This window comes from Clostridium sp. LIBA-8841, assembly GCF_034439435.1.
Classification (GTDB): Bacteria; Bacillota; Clostridia; order Clostridiales; family Clostridiaceae; genus Sarcina.
Genome location: NZ_JAPCKJ010000001.1, coordinates 1,214,488 through 1,230,748 on the forward strand (window position 1 = coordinate 1,214,488; position 16,261 = coordinate 1,230,748).

The 16,261-nt window shown below is 30.3% G+C and carries 13 protein-coding genes, 7 tRNA genes and 1 riboswitch; of the genes, 2 read left to right on the top strand and 18 right to left on the bottom strand.

Features of this window, described 5'->3' with window-relative positions; genetic code table 11:
• Positions 1-63: 63 nt before the first annotated feature.
• From secA to OIF33_RS05330, 5 genes are all read right to left on the bottom strand, one after another.
• Positions 64-2,586 carry a preprotein translocase subunit SecA gene (secA, locus tag OIF33_RS05310; RefSeq protein ID WP_322503178.1) on the bottom strand — a complete coding sequence of 841 codons (2,523 nt, stop codon included), beginning with the start codon at positions 2,584-2,586 and terminating at the stop codon, positions 64-66.
• 234 nt (positions 2,587-2,820) lie between these two features.
• Positions 2,821-3,360 (bottom strand): ribosome hibernation-promoting factor, HPF/YfiA family, encoded by a 540-nt coding sequence (gene hpf, locus OIF33_RS05315; protein WP_322503179.1) that lies wholly within the window; start codon positions 3,358-3,360, stop codon positions 2,821-2,823.
• Positions 3,361-3,811: 451 nt separating this feature from the next.
• A complete protein-coding gene (locus tag OIF33_RS05320; protein WP_322503180.1) occupies positions 3,812-4,471 on the bottom strand; it encodes a ComF family protein in 660 nt (219 codons plus the stop codon).
• Positions 4,447-5,409, bottom strand: a complete 963-nt coding sequence (locus tag OIF33_RS05325; protein WP_322503181.1) for a hypothetical protein — start codon at positions 5,407-5,409, stop codon at positions 4,447-4,449. Before OIF33_RS05325 ends, OIF33_RS05320 begins: the two co-directional genes overlap by 25 nt.
• Before the next feature lie 17 nt (positions 5,410-5,426).
• Positions 5,427-7,661 (bottom strand): ATP-dependent RecD-like DNA helicase, encoded by a 2,235-nt coding sequence (locus OIF33_RS05330; protein WP_322503182.1) that lies wholly within the window; start codon positions 7,659-7,661, stop codon positions 5,427-5,429.
• Positions 7,662-7,797: 136 nt separating this feature from the next.
• Here OIF33_RS05330 and nagA point away from each other — a divergent pair, with 136 nt between their 5' ends.
• A complete protein-coding gene (gene nagA / locus OIF33_RS05335; protein ID WP_322503183.1) occupies positions 7,798-8,934 on the top strand; it encodes an N-acetylglucosamine-6-phosphate deacetylase in 1,137 nt (378 codons plus the stop codon).
• A 221-nt stretch (positions 8,935-9,155) separates the two neighbouring features.
• On the opposite strand, the gene metK is transcribed toward nagA, so the two are convergent.
• From metK to OIF33_RS05380, 9 genes are all read right to left on the bottom strand, one after another.
• Positions 9,156-10,331 carry a methionine adenosyltransferase gene (metK, locus tag OIF33_RS05340; RefSeq protein ID WP_322503184.1) on the bottom strand — a complete coding sequence of 392 codons (1,176 nt, stop codon included), beginning with the start codon at positions 10,329-10,331 and terminating at the stop codon, positions 9,156-9,158.
• Positions 10,332-10,565: 234 nt separating this feature from the next.
• Positions 10,566-10,672: riboswitch (SAM riboswitch) on the bottom strand.
• Between the two features lie 76 nt (positions 10,673-10,748).
• Positions 10,749-10,834 (bottom strand) — tRNA-Tyr (locus OIF33_RS05345).
• Positions 10,835-10,839: 5 nt separating this feature from the next.
• Positions 10,840-10,915 (bottom strand) — tRNA-Thr (locus OIF33_RS05350).
• Between the two features lie 30 nt (positions 10,916-10,945).
• Positions 10,946-11,031, bottom strand: a tRNA-Tyr gene (locus tag OIF33_RS05355).
• A 5-nt stretch (positions 11,032-11,036) separates the two neighbouring features.
• Positions 11,037-11,112, bottom strand: a tRNA-Thr gene (locus OIF33_RS05360).
• A gap of 17 nt (positions 11,113-11,129) precedes the next feature.
• Positions 11,130-11,205: transfer RNA gene (locus OIF33_RS05365), tRNA-Val, on the bottom strand.
• Between the two features lie 4 nt (positions 11,206-11,209).
• A tRNA-Tyr gene (locus OIF33_RS05370) sits at positions 11,210-11,295 on the bottom strand.
• Positions 11,296-11,300: 5 nt separating this feature from the next.
• Positions 11,301-11,376 (bottom strand) — tRNA-Thr (locus OIF33_RS05375).
• A 163-nt stretch (positions 11,377-11,539) separates the two neighbouring features.
• The gene (locus OIF33_RS05380; protein WP_322503185.1) at positions 11,540-12,202 is read right to left on the bottom strand and encodes a hypothetical protein; all 663 of its coding nucleotides are present in this window, start codon (positions 12,200-12,202) and stop codon (positions 11,540-11,542) included.
• Between the two features lie 100 nt (positions 12,203-12,302).
• Between OIF33_RS05380 and yyaC the strand changes: the two genes are divergently transcribed.
• Positions 12,303-12,833, top strand: a complete 531-nt coding sequence (yyaC, locus tag OIF33_RS05385; protein WP_322503186.1) for a spore protease YyaC — start codon at positions 12,303-12,305, stop codon at positions 12,831-12,833.
• 38 nt (positions 12,834-12,871) lie between these two features.
• Here yyaC and mreB read toward each other — a convergent pair whose 3' ends face one another.
• From mreB to spoIID, 4 genes are all read right to left on the bottom strand, one after another.
• Positions 12,872-13,909, bottom strand: coding sequence for a rod shape-determining protein MreB (mreB, locus tag OIF33_RS05390; protein WP_322503187.1), 1,038 nt, complete (start codon positions 13,907-13,909; stop codon positions 12,872-12,874).
• Between the two features lie 88 nt (positions 13,910-13,997).
• Positions 13,998-14,249, bottom strand: a complete 252-nt coding sequence (spoIIID, locus tag OIF33_RS05395; protein WP_003452341.1) for a sporulation transcriptional regulator SpoIIID — start codon at positions 14,247-14,249, stop codon at positions 13,998-14,000.
• 71 nt (positions 14,250-14,320) lie between these two features.
• Positions 14,321-15,088, bottom strand: coding sequence for a M23 family metallopeptidase (locus OIF33_RS05400; protein ID WP_322503188.1), 768 nt, complete (start codon positions 15,086-15,088; stop codon positions 14,321-14,323).
• Positions 15,089-15,199: 111 nt separating this feature from the next.
• Complete coding sequence (spoIID, locus tag OIF33_RS05405) at positions 15,200-16,222, bottom strand: stage II sporulation protein D (RefSeq protein WP_322503189.1); 1,023 nt, start codon at positions 16,220-16,222, stop codon at positions 15,200-15,202.
• Positions 16,223-16,261: the final 39 nt, after the last annotated feature.

A 16,261-nucleotide genomic window follows, 5' to 3' on the forward strand; every position in this document is an offset into this window, starting at 1 on the left:
TAAAAATAATATATAACTCTAAACAAAAAGCCTTCGCATTAATTGCAAAGGCTTTTTCTTATATTAAACTACTTCTCTTCCACAGCATGATTTATATTTTTTGCCACTTCCACATGGACATAAATCATTTCTACCTACTTTAGGTTCTTTTTTAACTGGTTTTTTCTTAACTTCAGATGAGTCTCCACCATGACTTGCTCCTGTTTCTTGAACAACTCTTTCCCTTTGTGGCTTCTCAGCTTCAACTTTTACATGGAATAAGTATCTTACTGTGTCTATTTTGATGTTATTTATCATTTCATCAAACATAGCACTACCTTCCATTTGGTATGCTTGAGTTGGATCTTGTTGTTTATATGCTCTTAAACCAATACCTTGTTTTAAGTGATCCATATCATCTATGTGATCCATCCACTTAGTATCAACAACTCTTAAGATTATAACTCTTTCAATTTCTCTCATTTGCTCTGCGCCAACGAACTCTTCTTTTTCTTTATAAACTTCTCTAGCACATTCAATGAATTTTCTAGTTATTTCTTCATCTGAAGAAGTTTTTAAGTCTTCAACAGTAAATCTACCATGCGGTAACATTATATCCTCTAAATACGTGATTAAATCACCAAGTTCTTTTTCAAACTCATTCTCATCTATGTTTCCTAAGTGAGATTGAACAGCTGAAGATATTACATCCTCAATCATAGCTTGAACGCTATCTTCTAGATTTTCTCCTTCTAGAACTTGAGATCTTTGCTTATAGATAACTTCTCTTTGTTTGTTCATAACATCATCATATCCTAATAATGTCTTTCTTATATCAAAGTTGTTACCTTCTACTTTCTTTTGAGCATTTTCTATTGATTTACTAACCATTTTACTTTCAATAGCTTCTGATTCTTCTAAACCTAATCTATCAACAACAGATTGAAGTTTTTCTGAACCAAATATTCTCATTAAGTCATCTTCTAAAGAGATATAAAATCTTGAATGACCTTTATCTCCTTGACGACCAGAACGTCCTCTTAACTGGTTATCTATTCTTCTTGATTCATGTCTTTCAGTACCTATGATTTTTAAACCACCGACTTCTATAACACCTTCTCCAAGCTTAATATCTGTACCTCTACCAGCCATATTAGTCGCAATTGTTATGTTACCTAATTCACCTGCACGAGATACAATTTCAGCCTCTTGTTCATGGTATCTAGCATTTAATACCTTGTGTGGAACACCTTTTCTCTTTAATAAAGCTGAAAGATATTCTGATTTTTCTATACTTGTTGTACCAACAAGAACTGGCTGACCAGTTTTATGAGTTTCTATTATTTCTTCTACTATAGCATCATATTTTCCTTTAGCAGTTTTAAATACTAAATCTGAATGGTCTTCTCTTTGAATTGGTCTATGAGTTGGAATAACAACAACGTCTAATCCATATATTTCTCTAAACTCAGTTTCCTCAGTAAGAGCTGTACCTGTCATACCTGCTAATTTAGTGTACATTCTGAAATAATTTTGGAAAGTTATAGTTGCTAAAGTCTTAGATTCTCTTTGAACTTTAACACCTTCTTTAGCTTCAATAGCTTGATGAAGACCATCTGAATATCTTCTACCTTCCATAAGTCTTCCTGTAAATTCATCAACTATAGCTATTTCATCATCTTTAACCATGTAATCTTTATCTCTCTTCATTACATAGTTAGCTTTTAATGCTTGAGTAATATGATGTTGTAATTCCATATTATTAGCATCTGCATAGTTTTCTATTCCAAAAGCTTTTTCTGCTTCTTCAACCCCTTTATCAGTAAGCATTGCAGCATGTGCCTTTTCATCTATTGTATAATCTTCTTCTTCTCTTAATTTCTTAACAAAGAAATCTGCTATTTTATAAAGATCTGTTGATTTACTTCCTGCTCCTGAAATTATAAGAGGAGTTCTTGCTTCATCTATAAGAATTGAGTCAACCTCATCCACTATACAATAGTGTAATGGTCTTTGAACTCTTTCCTCTTTATAAATAACCATGTTATCTCTTAAATAATCAAACCCAAACTCGTTGTTTGTTCCATAAGTTATATCTGCATTATATGATTCTCTTCTTTGGTCATTAGTTAATCCATGAACTATAACTCCAGTAGTTAATCCTAAGAATTCATATAATTGACCCATCCATTCTTTATCTCTTGTTGCTAAGTAGTCATTGACTGTGATTACATGAACACCTTTGCCAGCTAAAGCATTTAAATAAACAGGTAAAGTAGCAACTAACGTTTTACCTTCACCAGTTTTCATCTCAGCTATTCTTCCTTGATGTAATACTGTACCACCAATTAATTGCTCCCTATAGTGTTTCATTCCTAAAACTCTTGTTGATGCTTCTCTACAAACTGCGAAAGCTTCTGGAAGCATATCGTCAAGGCTTTCTCCATTAGCATATCTATTTTTAAACTCAAATGTTTTTTGCTTTAATTCTTCATCAGATAGTTTTTCCATTTCAGGTCCAAGCGAATCTATTTTGTCTACAATAGGTGTTATTCTTTTAACTTCTCTATCGCTATAACTTCCAAATATTTTATCAAATAATCCCATTATACTATCCCTCAATTCTACTTTCTTATATGCTTAATATTCTAATAATTATTTAATTATAACATATATATACAATATTCTAACTTTTCCTAAGAAAATATTTAAAATAATTCTTATTCGATTATAACATTTATAGTAACCAATTTTCAATAAATGTAATAATTTAGATAAAACTTTTACATAAAAATAAAAAGATGTGGGTTTAAACCACATCTTTTCTTATATTCACTAATATTAATCTTCGCCTAATCCTGGTTCAATTAAACCATAATTTCCATCTTTTCTTTTATAAACTACATTTAGTTGATTTGAATCTGCATCCTGGAAAACAAAGAAATCATGACCTATAAGCTCCATTTGTAAGACTGCTTCTTCAGCTCCCATTGGTTTAAGATCGAATCTTTTAGTTTTAACTATTGTTGATTCTTTTCCTTCTTTTAAATCTTCTATTGGATCTATATGAGCAAATCTTAATGAATCATATCTATTTTTCTTTGATAATCTAGTTTTTTGCTTTCTTATTTGTCTTTCGATTTTTTCTTCGACTAAGTCTATTGACTTATACATATCGTCAGTAGATTCTTCACCTCTTAATAGTATTCCATTAAAAGGAATCATAACTTCTATGATTTGTTTATTTTTTTCTACGCTTAAAGTGGCCTTTGCTTCAACTTCTGGTTCAAAATACTTGCTTAATTTGGATATCTTCTTTTCTACGGAATCCTTTAAAGCATTTGTTAACTCTATATTTTTAGCATATACTGTTACTTTCATATAGTCAGCCCCTTTCAAAAAAAACAAGTAACCTTAACTAATGTAAAGGTTTTAACTTTATAATATAATTGTACTCCCTTATAGCTATTTATACAAGTTTAAATTATCTCAATTTACTGAAAATTTTAACATCTAGTGAATACATGTCCTATTAAATCTTCGTTTTGCTTAAATTATTTATAGTTAATGTAACTTGACAAAATTAAAAAAGGACCATGAAAATCATAGTCCTTTTTTATAGCTAGTTGACCTGGTTTTTGACCCCACACTCGCCTACTGGAGCTTTTGCTACCCGGAATCAACCTCTCACTACTAACCCTCTCAGCCTTTATTGGCTGGTAGGTCTTACTTCTAAGCCGCACCATGCTCATTAAAACTTTGTTTAACTTACGTGGATCGTTTCGCCTGCGACTGGCATCGACTTTCAACCACAAACCTAGCTACATTACTATTATATATTACTTTTTGCAATAGTCAATAAAAAAATTTTAATATCTTTGATTTTTTTCAATTCCCTTATGCAAGATTTTAGAGTAGCACCTGTTGTCATGACATCATCTAAAAGTATAATGCTCTTTCCTTCTAAACATTTATTTTCCTTAAGTTTAAAGGCGTCTCTTACATTTTTTTCTCTTTCTTCTTTAGATAATGATTTCTGTTCTTTAACTTTATTTTTCTTTTTTAGTGTTTCTATAGCTTTAACATCCAACTGCTTAGCTAATTCCTTAGCTAAAAATTCACATTGATTAAACTCTTTCTTTTTAAGTGCATCCTTTGCTACTGGAACATATGTTATAAAGTCAATATTCAAATTTGCTTCTTTCACCTTTTCTTCAAGTAGTAGCACCAATATTTCTCCAGCGTGAAAATCACCTTTATATTTAAGTCTTAATATTAAATCCTTAACTATAAAAGAATAATAGGAGCAAACCATCATTGTGCATTCTTCAATAATCAATATATCACTTGCCTTTGGTATTTCTCTTCTACATTTGTCACAAATTATTTTCTTACTTTCCTTATTACATATATAGCATTTTTCTTCTATTGGATAAATAGCTTCTAATAAGCATTGGAAGAAATAGTTTACCTTATTTTTGCATATCTCCATAAAGTTTCATTAAAGCTTCTTGCTAACCTCCTAGCAGTTTCTATATTTTCATTTTCATCATTGCTTAATAATATTATTTCTTTTCCTATACACTTATTTTTACATAAAGCCCCACATGCAAATATTATTTTTTTGTAATCAATAAATTCTTTTTCAAAAGAATAAATAATTAAATCACAATTAGGAATAGAATCAAAATATTCATGCAACGAGTCTGTTATAAAAATAATTCCCTCTTTTTTAAATATACTTTCATTTATTACTTGTAAAAGAGAATTTTTTTTATCCTCTTTTACTATTTTAACCTTATCTTCTAAATTTAAATCCTCAGTATAATATTCATATATTCTATTTAAATTAACTTCATTTGGAACATACACAACTAAAACTCTCTTTTCTCTTATAAACCATTCAATATAATTATATAAAGCATAAGGCATTGAATTTATTAAGTTCAATCTAGTTGTTATTAATCTTGGTTCTAAAAAGTGAGTTTTTCTTTCTTGGTTTAATATTTCTATGTGATTTATATTATTAAAAACCTTATCTACTGAACATATTATTATCTTTTTAGATAAACGCTTTAAATATATTAAATCCTCACTACATTCCATACTGCTTTTATTCGAATAAAAACTTATATCATCATATATTATTAAGTCAAACTTCTTTTTAATATTAAAAATATTATTAAATGATTCAAACTGGAAATTGATTGAATTTAACTCTTCACTACTACAGATTTTTCTATTTTTCCCTACGTACAGTACTCTTTCATTATTTCTTAAGCATTCACTAATCAAATCACATATAAAATTCAAATTTTGATATGGCTCACATATCAAATTTATAAATATTTCATCCCCTTTTACATACCACCTTTTTAATATATTACCATACCTATTCTCCATTCTGAAATTATCGCCATACAAACTCACATTAAAATCCCCCTAATTTAATCTTGTTCAAAAACCTCATTTGATATTACTTCTTTTATTCTCCAATTTAATGAAGAATAACGTTCCATACTTCTTGTGTTATCAACCATATATTTTAATGCTTTTGGTATTCCAACAACTACTACCATTTCTTTTGCTCTTGTTATTCCTGTATATAATAAATTTCTATTCATAAGTAATGGTGCTCCCATATAAGCAGGTATTATTACTACTGGGAACTCACTTCCTTGACTTTTATGTATAGTAATTGCATAGGCTAAATCTAATTCATCTAAATACATGAAGTCATAGATTACTTTTCTTTCATCATCAAAGATTATAGATAATTTTTTCCCCTCTAGATCTATACTTTCTATAAATCCCATATCTCCATTAAACACTCCAGAACCTTCGTGTTCCCCTTTTCCAGCTATTCTAGTCCACTTTAGAGAGTAGTTATTTTTTATTTGCATAACTTTGTCTCCCTCTCTAAATATCATACTTCTAAACTCTTTTTCATTTTTATATGTCGCCTTAGGATTTAAGACATTTTGTATTTTTTCATTTAAATTTGTAACCCCTAAAACACCTTTTTTCATAGGAACTAAAACCTGAATATTTTTTAACTTATCCCAATTTGAATTAAACTTAGGCAATCTAGTGTTTATTAAATCTATTATTGTATTTAATATTCCTTCTTGGATATCATTTTTTATAAAAAAGAAATCAGTTCCTTTTTCATTTAATTTAGGCATTTCTCCTTTATTTATTTTATGTGCATTCACAACAATCATACTTTCTTTTCCCTGTCTAAAAATCTCTTTTAAACGTACAACTTTAGTAAATCCACTCTCTATAAAGTCATTTAAAACATTTCCAGCTCCTACTGATGGAAGCTGATCAACATCACCAACTATTATAAGTCTAGTTCCAACCTTAATAGATTTAAGTAAAGCATTCATAAGTGTTATATCAATCATAGATGCCTCATCTATTATTACTACATCTGCTTCTAATGAATGTTCTTCTGTGTTAGTGATAAAAACACTTTCTTCCTTTTCAAAAACTCCCATATCAAGCATTCTATGTATTGTCGTTGCTTCTTTTCCTGTAGATTCGCTCATCCTCTTTGCAGCTCTTCCAGTAGGTGCTCCCAAGAGAACTTTTAATCCGCAAGTTTCAAAAATTTCAATTATACACTTTATTATAGTAGTTTTTCCTGTTCCTGGTCCTCCAGTTATTATCTCTATTCCATTTTGAAAAGCACTTATTATAGCATCTTTCTGAGATTCTGCAAAAGTTATATTATTTTTATTTTCAAACTGAGCTATTAAATGATCTACATCTACATTTATATTTTGAAAATTGCTTATAGCTAAGGTTAAAATTCTATTAGTTATTCCAAGTTCACAATAATAGTTAGGTATTGTGAAAACACCTTCTTTATTGTTAACCTTCTCTAACTTTATTTTTCTATCTAAAGCCGCATTCTTTATATTTTCTTCTATTATATCTCCACTTACAGTCAACACGTTGCTTGCTTCTTTTATAAGTTCATCCTTAGGCATGAAAGTATGCCCATTTGCACAAAATTCATTTATTACATATCTTATACCACTTTGAATTCTAAAAGGAGAATCAATTTCTACTCCTAAACTTCTGGCTATTTTATCAGATGTTTTAAATCCTATTCCTGAAATTTCATCACAAAGTACGTAAGGATTATTCTTGACTGTCTCAACTGAACTAGAACCATATTTTTTATAAATTTTTAAACATTGATTTACGCTCAATCCGTGTGTTTGTAAAAATATAGTTATATTTTTTAATTCTCTCTGTTCTTGATAAGATTCAATTATTGTCTCTAATTTTTTCTTACCAATCCCCTCTATTTCTTTTAGTCTTTCTATATTATTATCTAAAATATTAAGCGTATCTTCTCCAAATTTATTTACAATCTTTTTAGCTGTAACTGGACCTATACCTTGTATTATTCCAGAAGATAAATATTTCTCTATTCCATCCTTTGAAGTTGGTAATATCTCTTCACATTCTTCTACCTTAAACTGCTTTCCAAACTGAGAATGATTAACCCAACTTCCTGAAAGTTTTAAATTTTGTCCTTCTCTTACATGTGGTAATACACCAACTGCTGTATGAATATTATTATTTTCTCTAAACTTTATAACTGTATACCCTGTATCAGAGCTTTTAAATACTATACTTTCAACTATTCCATTTAATGCTTCCATATTACCTCCTAAAAGGTTTCTCTTAAATTGTTATTACTATTAATTATATCACAATTATTAATTTTAAATCATGAAGCTGATTTTGTTGACTTAGTCAAATTTAAATCTTAAGATTATTATGAGGAAGGTGATTCGTATGTTAATAAAAAATTGTAATATAGTATATTTAGATAGGATTGAACCTGGAAATATACTAGTAGAAAACGGAAAAATCAAAGCTATAAACCCGAAAGAAGAAACTAATTGTGAAATACTAGATGGACAAGGACTTTATGTATCTCCTGGATTTATAGATGTTCATATACATGGAGCTGGTGGACACGATACTATGGATGGTACTTATGAAGCTATTAATGAAATTTCAAAAGTAATAGTTAAGCATGGTACTACTTCATTCACACCAACAACAATGACGGTAGCTGCTGAAGATGTTTTAAAATCAATGGGAGCTATACACCAAGCTAAAGTTGAAGGAACTGATGGAGCAAATGTTTTAGGAGCTCACCTTGAAGGACCTTTCATAAGTCCAAGTGCTATAGGAGCTCAAAATCCTGATTTCTTAATACCTCCATCAAAAGAAAACTTCTATAAATTAGTTGGAGCTTTTGAAGATGATGTTGTTTCAATAACTCTTGCTCCAGAAGTAGATGGGGCTAAAGAACTTACTAAATTCTTAAGCGAAAAAGGAATAGTTGTTTCAATGGGACACACTAAAGCTACTTACGAAGAAGCTATGGAAGGTATAAGATGTGGTTGTTCTCACTCTACTCACCTTTTCAATGCTATGACTCCATTTACTCATAGAGAACCAGGTGTTGTAGGTGCTGTGTTTGATAGCGATATAACTACAGAAACAATTTCTGATGGTATTCACATTTCATTCCCAAGCTTAAGAGTAGCTTATAACCAAAAAACACCAGATAAAGTCTTATTAATAACTGATGCTATGATGGCTTGTTGTATGCCAGATGGAAGATACTCATTAGGTGGTCAAGATGTTGAGGTTAAAAATGGAGCTGCTAGATTATTAACTGGTTCTTTAGCTGGTTCAGTTTTAACTTTAGATGTAGCTGTTAAAAATGTATTTAACAATACAAAATACCCACTTTATGAAGTTATAAAAATGGCTACTTATAATGGGGCTAGACATTGTAAAGTTGAAGATAGAAAAGGATTAATTAAAGAAGGCTATGATGCTGATTTAATTATCTTTGATGAAGATATAAACATAAAATATGTAATAGTTAATGGAAAACTAGTTCATAAAGCTTAATATAAATAAAAAAATACTTTGGATTAATCCAAAGTATTTTTTTATTTATAAACCATATTAACTATCATCTAACTTCATAAAACATTAATTTAATAATCAAAATAATATTAGGCTCTGTTTTAAGTAAAGGTTGATTTTAAGCTATCTCTTCCTGCTTAGATCAACATAAAAAAGTTAAAGTTCAGAAGAATATAAACTTCTGAACTTTAACTCTATTTATCTTAAAGATGTTTTTTTATCTCTTCAACTTTATCTAACTTTTCCCATGGAAGATCTAAATCTGTTCTTCCAAAGTGTCCATAAGCTGCTGTTTGTTTGTATATAGGTCTTCTTAATTCTAGGTCTCTTATTATAGCACCTGGTCTTAAATCAAATACCTTATTTATTATATTAACTATTTCTTCATCTGATATTTTTCCAGTTCCAAAAGTATCTACTATGATTGATACTGGTCTAGCAACACCGATAGCATAAGCAACTTGAACTTCTAACTTATCTGCAATACCTGCAGCTACTAAGTTTTTAGCTACCCATCTAGCAGCATATGCAGCTGATCTATCAACCTTAGTTGGATCTTTTCCTGAGAAAGCACCACCACCGTGTCTTCCATATCCACCATAAGTATCAACTATAATTTTTCTTCCTGTTAATCCTGAATCTCCTTGAGGTCCACCAATAACAAATCTTCCTGTTGGATTTATGTAATATTTAGTGTTTTCATCTAATAATTCTGCTGGTATAACAGCTTTTATAACATGTTCCATTAAATCAGCTTGAATTTGCTCTTGAGATATTTCTGGACCATGTTGTGTTGAAATTACTATAGCATCTATTCTAACAGGTTTATCATTTTCGTACTCAACAGTAACTTGTGTTTTTCCGTCTGGTCTTAAATAAGGTAAAGTTCCGTTCTTTCTTACTTCTGTTAATCTTCTTGATAATCTATGAGCCATAGCTATTGGTGCTGGCATAAATTCTTCAGTTTCATTAGTAGCAAAACCAAACATCATTCCTTGATCTCCAGCTCCAACTGCATCTATGTCAATTTTTTCTCCTGCTCTTGATTCTAGAGCTTCATCAACTCCCATAGCTATGTCTGATGATTGCTCATCAATTGTAGTCATAACTGAACAAGTTTCACAGTCAAAACCATATTTAGCTCTATCATAACCTATATTTTTGATAGTTTCTCTAGCTATTTTAGGAATATCAACATAACAATTAGTTGTTATTTCTCCCATTACCATTACTAATCCTGTAGTAACAGCTGTTTCGCAAGCAACTCTTGCATTTGGATCTTTTTCAAATATAGCGTCTAAAACTGCATCTGAAATTTGGTCACATATTTTATCTGGATGTCCTTCAGTAACTGATTCTGATGTAAATAATCTTCTCATGGCTATAATGCTATCTTACTATGCTAAATAAGATAGCCGATTCACCCCTTTCATTTTTTAATTATTTATTAAATTATTCTTTCCAACTATATAAAATAATATCTTTAGTTTTTTCATTTTAAAAATTACATATCTTAATGCGCGCTTTTAAGATATATTTTATTAACAAAAAAATCTCTTCTAAATCTTTAAAAGATTTAAGAAGAGATTCTAGTTATACACTAAATTTATCTTCTCTCATCTTGTAAAGAAAATTCTTTACCGGAATTGGCACCGTGGTGATTTCTCACTGGTTGCCGGGTTTCATAGGGCCTTTTTCCCTCCACCTCTCTGGATAAGAGTATATAAATACTAAATATTCTATTTTATTGAGATATTATTTTAAACAAAGAGACACTATTTCCAAGTGTCTCTTGCTGGTGGTGGAAGAAGGATTCGAACCTTCGAAGTCGTCCGACAACAGATTTACAGTCTGCCCCCTTTGGCCACTCGGGAATTCCACCACATATGGAGCTGATGATCAGACTTGAACTGATAACCTGCTGATTACAAGTCAGCTGCTCTGCCAATTGAGCCACACCAGCATATTAATATTTTGTTTTCTTTTAAATAAATGGTGGTGGAAGAAGGATTCGAACCTTCGAAGTCGTCCGACAACAGATTTACAGTCTGCCCCCTTTGGCCACTCGGGAATTCCACCACTTATGGAGCTGATGATCAGACTTGAACTGATAACCTGCTGATTACAAGTCAGCTGCTCTGCCAATTGAGCCACACCAGCATATTTATTATTTTTAATGGTGGTCGCAACAGGGATCGAACCTGTGACCCCCTGCTTGTAAGGCAGGTGCTCTCCCAGCTGAGCTATGCGACCTTATTGGTGGTGGAAGAAGGATTCGAACCTTCGAAGTCGTCCGACAACAGATTTACAGTCTGCCCCCTTTGGCCACTCGGGAATTCCACCACTTATGGAGCTGATGATCGGACTTGAACCGATAACCTGCTGATTACAAGTCAGCTGCTCTGCCAATTGAGCCACACCAGCATATTTATTATTTTTCTTTGTCGGTTTGACTCACCGCCAATCGACAAGATTTAGTATATATTGTTACGCTTTTTATTTCAAACTCAATTTTAGCCCATTTTTGATAATTATGTTAAGTTATTTCGAATTTTCTCTATATATCTTTTGTTTACTTCTTTTTTAATTATATATTTTCTTCAATCAACTCAATATTTATGTATGGACTCAATATATCTTTCATTTCCTTGTACTCATTCTCCTCTAATCTATCCTTTAAAATTCTAAATATATCAACTGCAGCATCTAGCTCATCACTTCTTTTAATATGCTCTAATAATATTCCATAATCTAATATAGATAAATTTTTAGCTATAGACATCAATTTAAGCTTATCTGATTTTGCTATTTTTTTCGGAATTGAATATTTATCCATCCTAAAGACCTCTTTGCTTTCTTCTTCCAAAGAATCCTTTACTTCAAAATTATTATTATCTTTATTTTTCTCAATATCTTTTACTGCCTCTCCGATTTTTTCTTCTATCTCATCTTCATTTTCTTCTATTTCAAGTTCATACTCATCAAAAATATCATCTTCTTTTTTATCAGAATTATTATTTTGATTTAATTTATTATTATCTTCTTTTTCTTTTTTTTCCTCAATTTTATTATATTCTTTATTTTCATTACTGTTTTCATCTAAATGATTCTTCTTTTCTTTTTCTATACTATTAACTTCAAATTTTGGGCTATGCTCAAAATTTAAATTAACAAAGTACAACATAATCCCCATTGTAATTGTAGTAAAGAAAAGTATTAGAAAACTTAAAAATCCTCTATTCATAAACATATTCACCTCCTCTTTTAATAATTGCCACCTAAAATCTTTTTTATACTTCTCTTTAATATTTCTTACTATCCTTTCATATAATTAATCAGGAGGTGAAGCCTTGAATAAAATAAAGACTTATTACGAACATTATTTAGCATATTATGAAATTTCAAATTTTTTAAAAGATAATATAGATGAAAAAACATTAATAGTATGTATAGGTACAGATAAATGTATAGGTGATTGTTTAGGACCACTAGTTGGAACTCTATTGAAAGAAAAATTCTTTCCTTTAAATATATTTGGTACACTTGACTCTCCTATACATGCACTTAATCTTGATAAAAAAATAACTGAGATATTAAAAAATTATCCTGGATATAAAATAATAGCTATAGATGCCTGTTTAGGAGATTCAAAATCTATTGGAGAAATTCATACTAGAAACGAGCCTATACACCCAGGAAAAGGTGTTGGGAAAACTCTAAGAAGCGTTGGTGATACTTCTATTATTGCAATAGTTGATTCATCGGAAAATATAGATTTATTTACTACTAGACCTATTAGATTAAGCTTCATATTAGACATGGCTAAAGTTATCGTTGATGCTCTAATACATGCTTATTATTTAAGTACAAAAAAAAATTAACCATATATCTCTTAATATTAAGAGATATATGGTTAATTTTATTCATCAATTAATTTTACTTCTAAATCGTCCGTACTTAAGTTTATTTTTTCAAAGGCTTTAAGAACCTTTCCAGTTCCTTCCGCTACACACCTTACAGCATCTTCTGCTACATTAACCTTAACGCCAGTTCTTTGCTCAATGAATTTATCTAAACCATTTAGTAAAGCTCCTCCACCAGTCATAAGAATTCCTTCTTCAATTATATCAGCAGCTAACTCTGGTGGCGTTTTTTCAAGAACAGAATGTACCGCTTCACCAATTATATTTACTTGATCTTTTAATGCCATTCTAAGTTCTTCACTATCTACTTTTATAACTCCAGGTAGACCAGTTATTAAATTTCTTCCTCTCACTTCCATGAACTCATTTCTATTTCCTTCTACGACTGTAGCAACATTTATTTTAAGTTCTTCGGCAGTTCTCTCACCAATCATAAGTTTATATTTATTTCTAACAAACTTGATTATAGCTTCATCAAATTTATCACCAGCGACCTTCACAGATTGTCTAATAACAATTCCACCTAAAGATATTATAGCAATGTCTGCTGTTCCTCCGCCTATATCTACAACCATATGGCCACTAGCTTTTGATATATCTAATCCAGCTCCTATGGCAGCAGCTAATGGTTCTTCTATAAGATATACATTTTTAGCTCCTGAATTTTTAGCAGCATCTATAACTGCTCTTTTCTCTATTTCAGTTGCTTGAGAAGGTATGCATACCATAACCTTTGGCGCTGATATTCTTCTATTTCCAACACCTTTTTTAATGAAATATTTTAGCATAGCCTCTGTCATTTCATAATCTGATATTACACCATTTCTCATAGGTCTTAATGCTACTATATTTCCTGGTGTTCTACCAATCATTTGTCTTGCAGCTTCTCCTACTGCTAAAACTTTGTTTTTATTTTTGTCTATAGCTACCACTGATGGCTCTTTTAGGACTATACCTTTATCTTTCATATAGACAAGAACTGTTGCTGTTCCAAGGTCTATACCCATATCTGTACCTTTTCTCCAAAACCACATATTTACACTCCCTAATATATAATAAAATTATTATTTCCTATAAAATTATACATAAATACTAACTTTTATTATATAAGGAATATTTTTATCATTCAACAACTTTATATTTTAACTTAGTAGCTTTTCCACCTCTTATATGTCTTTCAGCCTTATTTAAATCCAATATACTTTTTGCCTCTTCAGCTATATCTGGATTTATTTTAGGCAACCTTTCAGTCATATCCTTATGTATAGTACTCTTACTTACTCCAAAAACCTTAGCTGTTTTCCGTATAGTAGCTCTTGAATAAATAATGTACTGCGCTACTTCTAAAACTCTTTCCTCAATATAATCTTTCAAGAACCTTACCTCCTTAAAAATATTACTATTATTTAATCAGCTGCCTTTAAGGCAGCTGATTATCTCTTAAATTATTCTCTTACTGGAATATCCTTTAAATATTTTTGTGGATCTACTGGTTCTTTAGAATTTTCCATATGGAACATTAAATAAGTTTCAGAAACTCTATCACTTGGACTATTTTGGATAGTTTTCCCAACCTTACCTACAGGATCTCCTTTTTTAACAGTATCTCCTTCTTTAACTTTTATTTCAGGATCTAAGTTTCCATAAAATCCAACTACACCATTTTGATGCTCTATCTTAACAAAGCATCCTTCTTTTGAATTTCCTTTTCCAGCTTCTACAACCTTACCATCACCAATTGCTAAAACCTCTGTTCCTTCAGCAACTTCAATATCTATACCTTTATAAACAGATGCACTTTGACCTGATTCATTTAATCTAGGTTCTAAGTTATATCCTCTTGTTATAACTCCATCTTTAACCGGTGATATAAAACTTTGATTTTGGTTTGAAGTAGCTACAGAATCATCTGTATTTTTTGCTTCTGGATTTACTACGTCACTATTTTCTTCTACATCTGTATTAGATGTAGTCTCTTCTGAATTATCTGTCCCCTCTGTTTTTCCTTCAACTAGCTCTGCATCATCAAATGTATTACCAGTTGTAGTACTATTATCCTCTGTATTTTCTACTATGCTTTCATCTACTGTGTTATTAGCACTCTTATTTGCTACCACTACTCCAACTGTTGCTATTAAGCATAGGCAAACAAATAAAACTACATAAAATCCATCCTTTTTAATAAATCTCTTAAATTGGTCTTTTTTATTCATTTTCAACACCTCCGTTACTAATTCTGTCCATTTATCCTAAATTAATACACATATAAAAATCTTTTTTATAAAAAAAACAACAAGCAAATAAATATTTGCTTGTTGTTTTAACTACTTATACATAAAAACCTTATTACTTTTTTCTACATTACTTTCTTTAAAGTAATGTTCTAATATTTCATCATATTTTTTTCCATCCTTACCCATTACATTTGCTCCCCATTGGCTCATTCCAACCCCATGACCATATCCTAAACACTTTATATTTACTACATTCTCTGAAAACTCTAGTGTAAAATTGGCTGAATTTAAAGATAATATTTTTCTAAAGTCCTTTCCTTTAATTATAGCCTCTCCTATTTTTATGTCATCTACAGTTCCACCTGTGTTTCTATTTAAAATTTGAATATCTTCTTTTATATTATCTCCTAAATTGCTATTAGAAACTGCTTTTTTAATTGTATTCTTAAAATCATTTATTGGAATATTAACTTCACTTTCATATTTAGGTGATATCTCTTCTCCAGGGCTCTCAACAGACTTTAGATATGGTACATCCTCTGAAAAAACAGAAACTGCATCTTCAGTATTTCCCGAACTTGTAGAAAAATATTGTGGATATCTTACTAATTCTTTATTATAAGATAAAACTTCCCCCTCAGTTTCCTTTACCGCCTTTTTTATCTTTTTCAAATACTCATCTCCATTTTCCCCCCAAGCTTCTTTTCTTTTATCAATATTTAAATATGCCTGGCAATGAGTTGTATCACAAATATTTCCTTCTTTAATATTACTACATCCAGCAATCATTTTATTTATAACAAAAGTTCTAGCTAAAACTGCCTGAGCTTTTAAAGCTTCTTCATGGAAAGAAGCAGGCATTTCACTTGAAACTACAGATAAAACATAATCTTCTAAAGACACCTTTTCCACTTTATTTTCTTTAGATATGTAAACTTCAACTTCTTTTATATTAACTACTTCAGATAACCTTTGATTTTTCTTTATTTCAGTACTATTGCTTTCAGCTATACTGGAGCTTGATAAAAACCCAAATAATATAGGTATAATAAATATACTTAATATAACAGCTCCTATAAAAATTACTGCTTCTAAAATTCTTTTATTTCTCATAAATCCTCCAAAAACTTATTAATACACTTTATGTATATG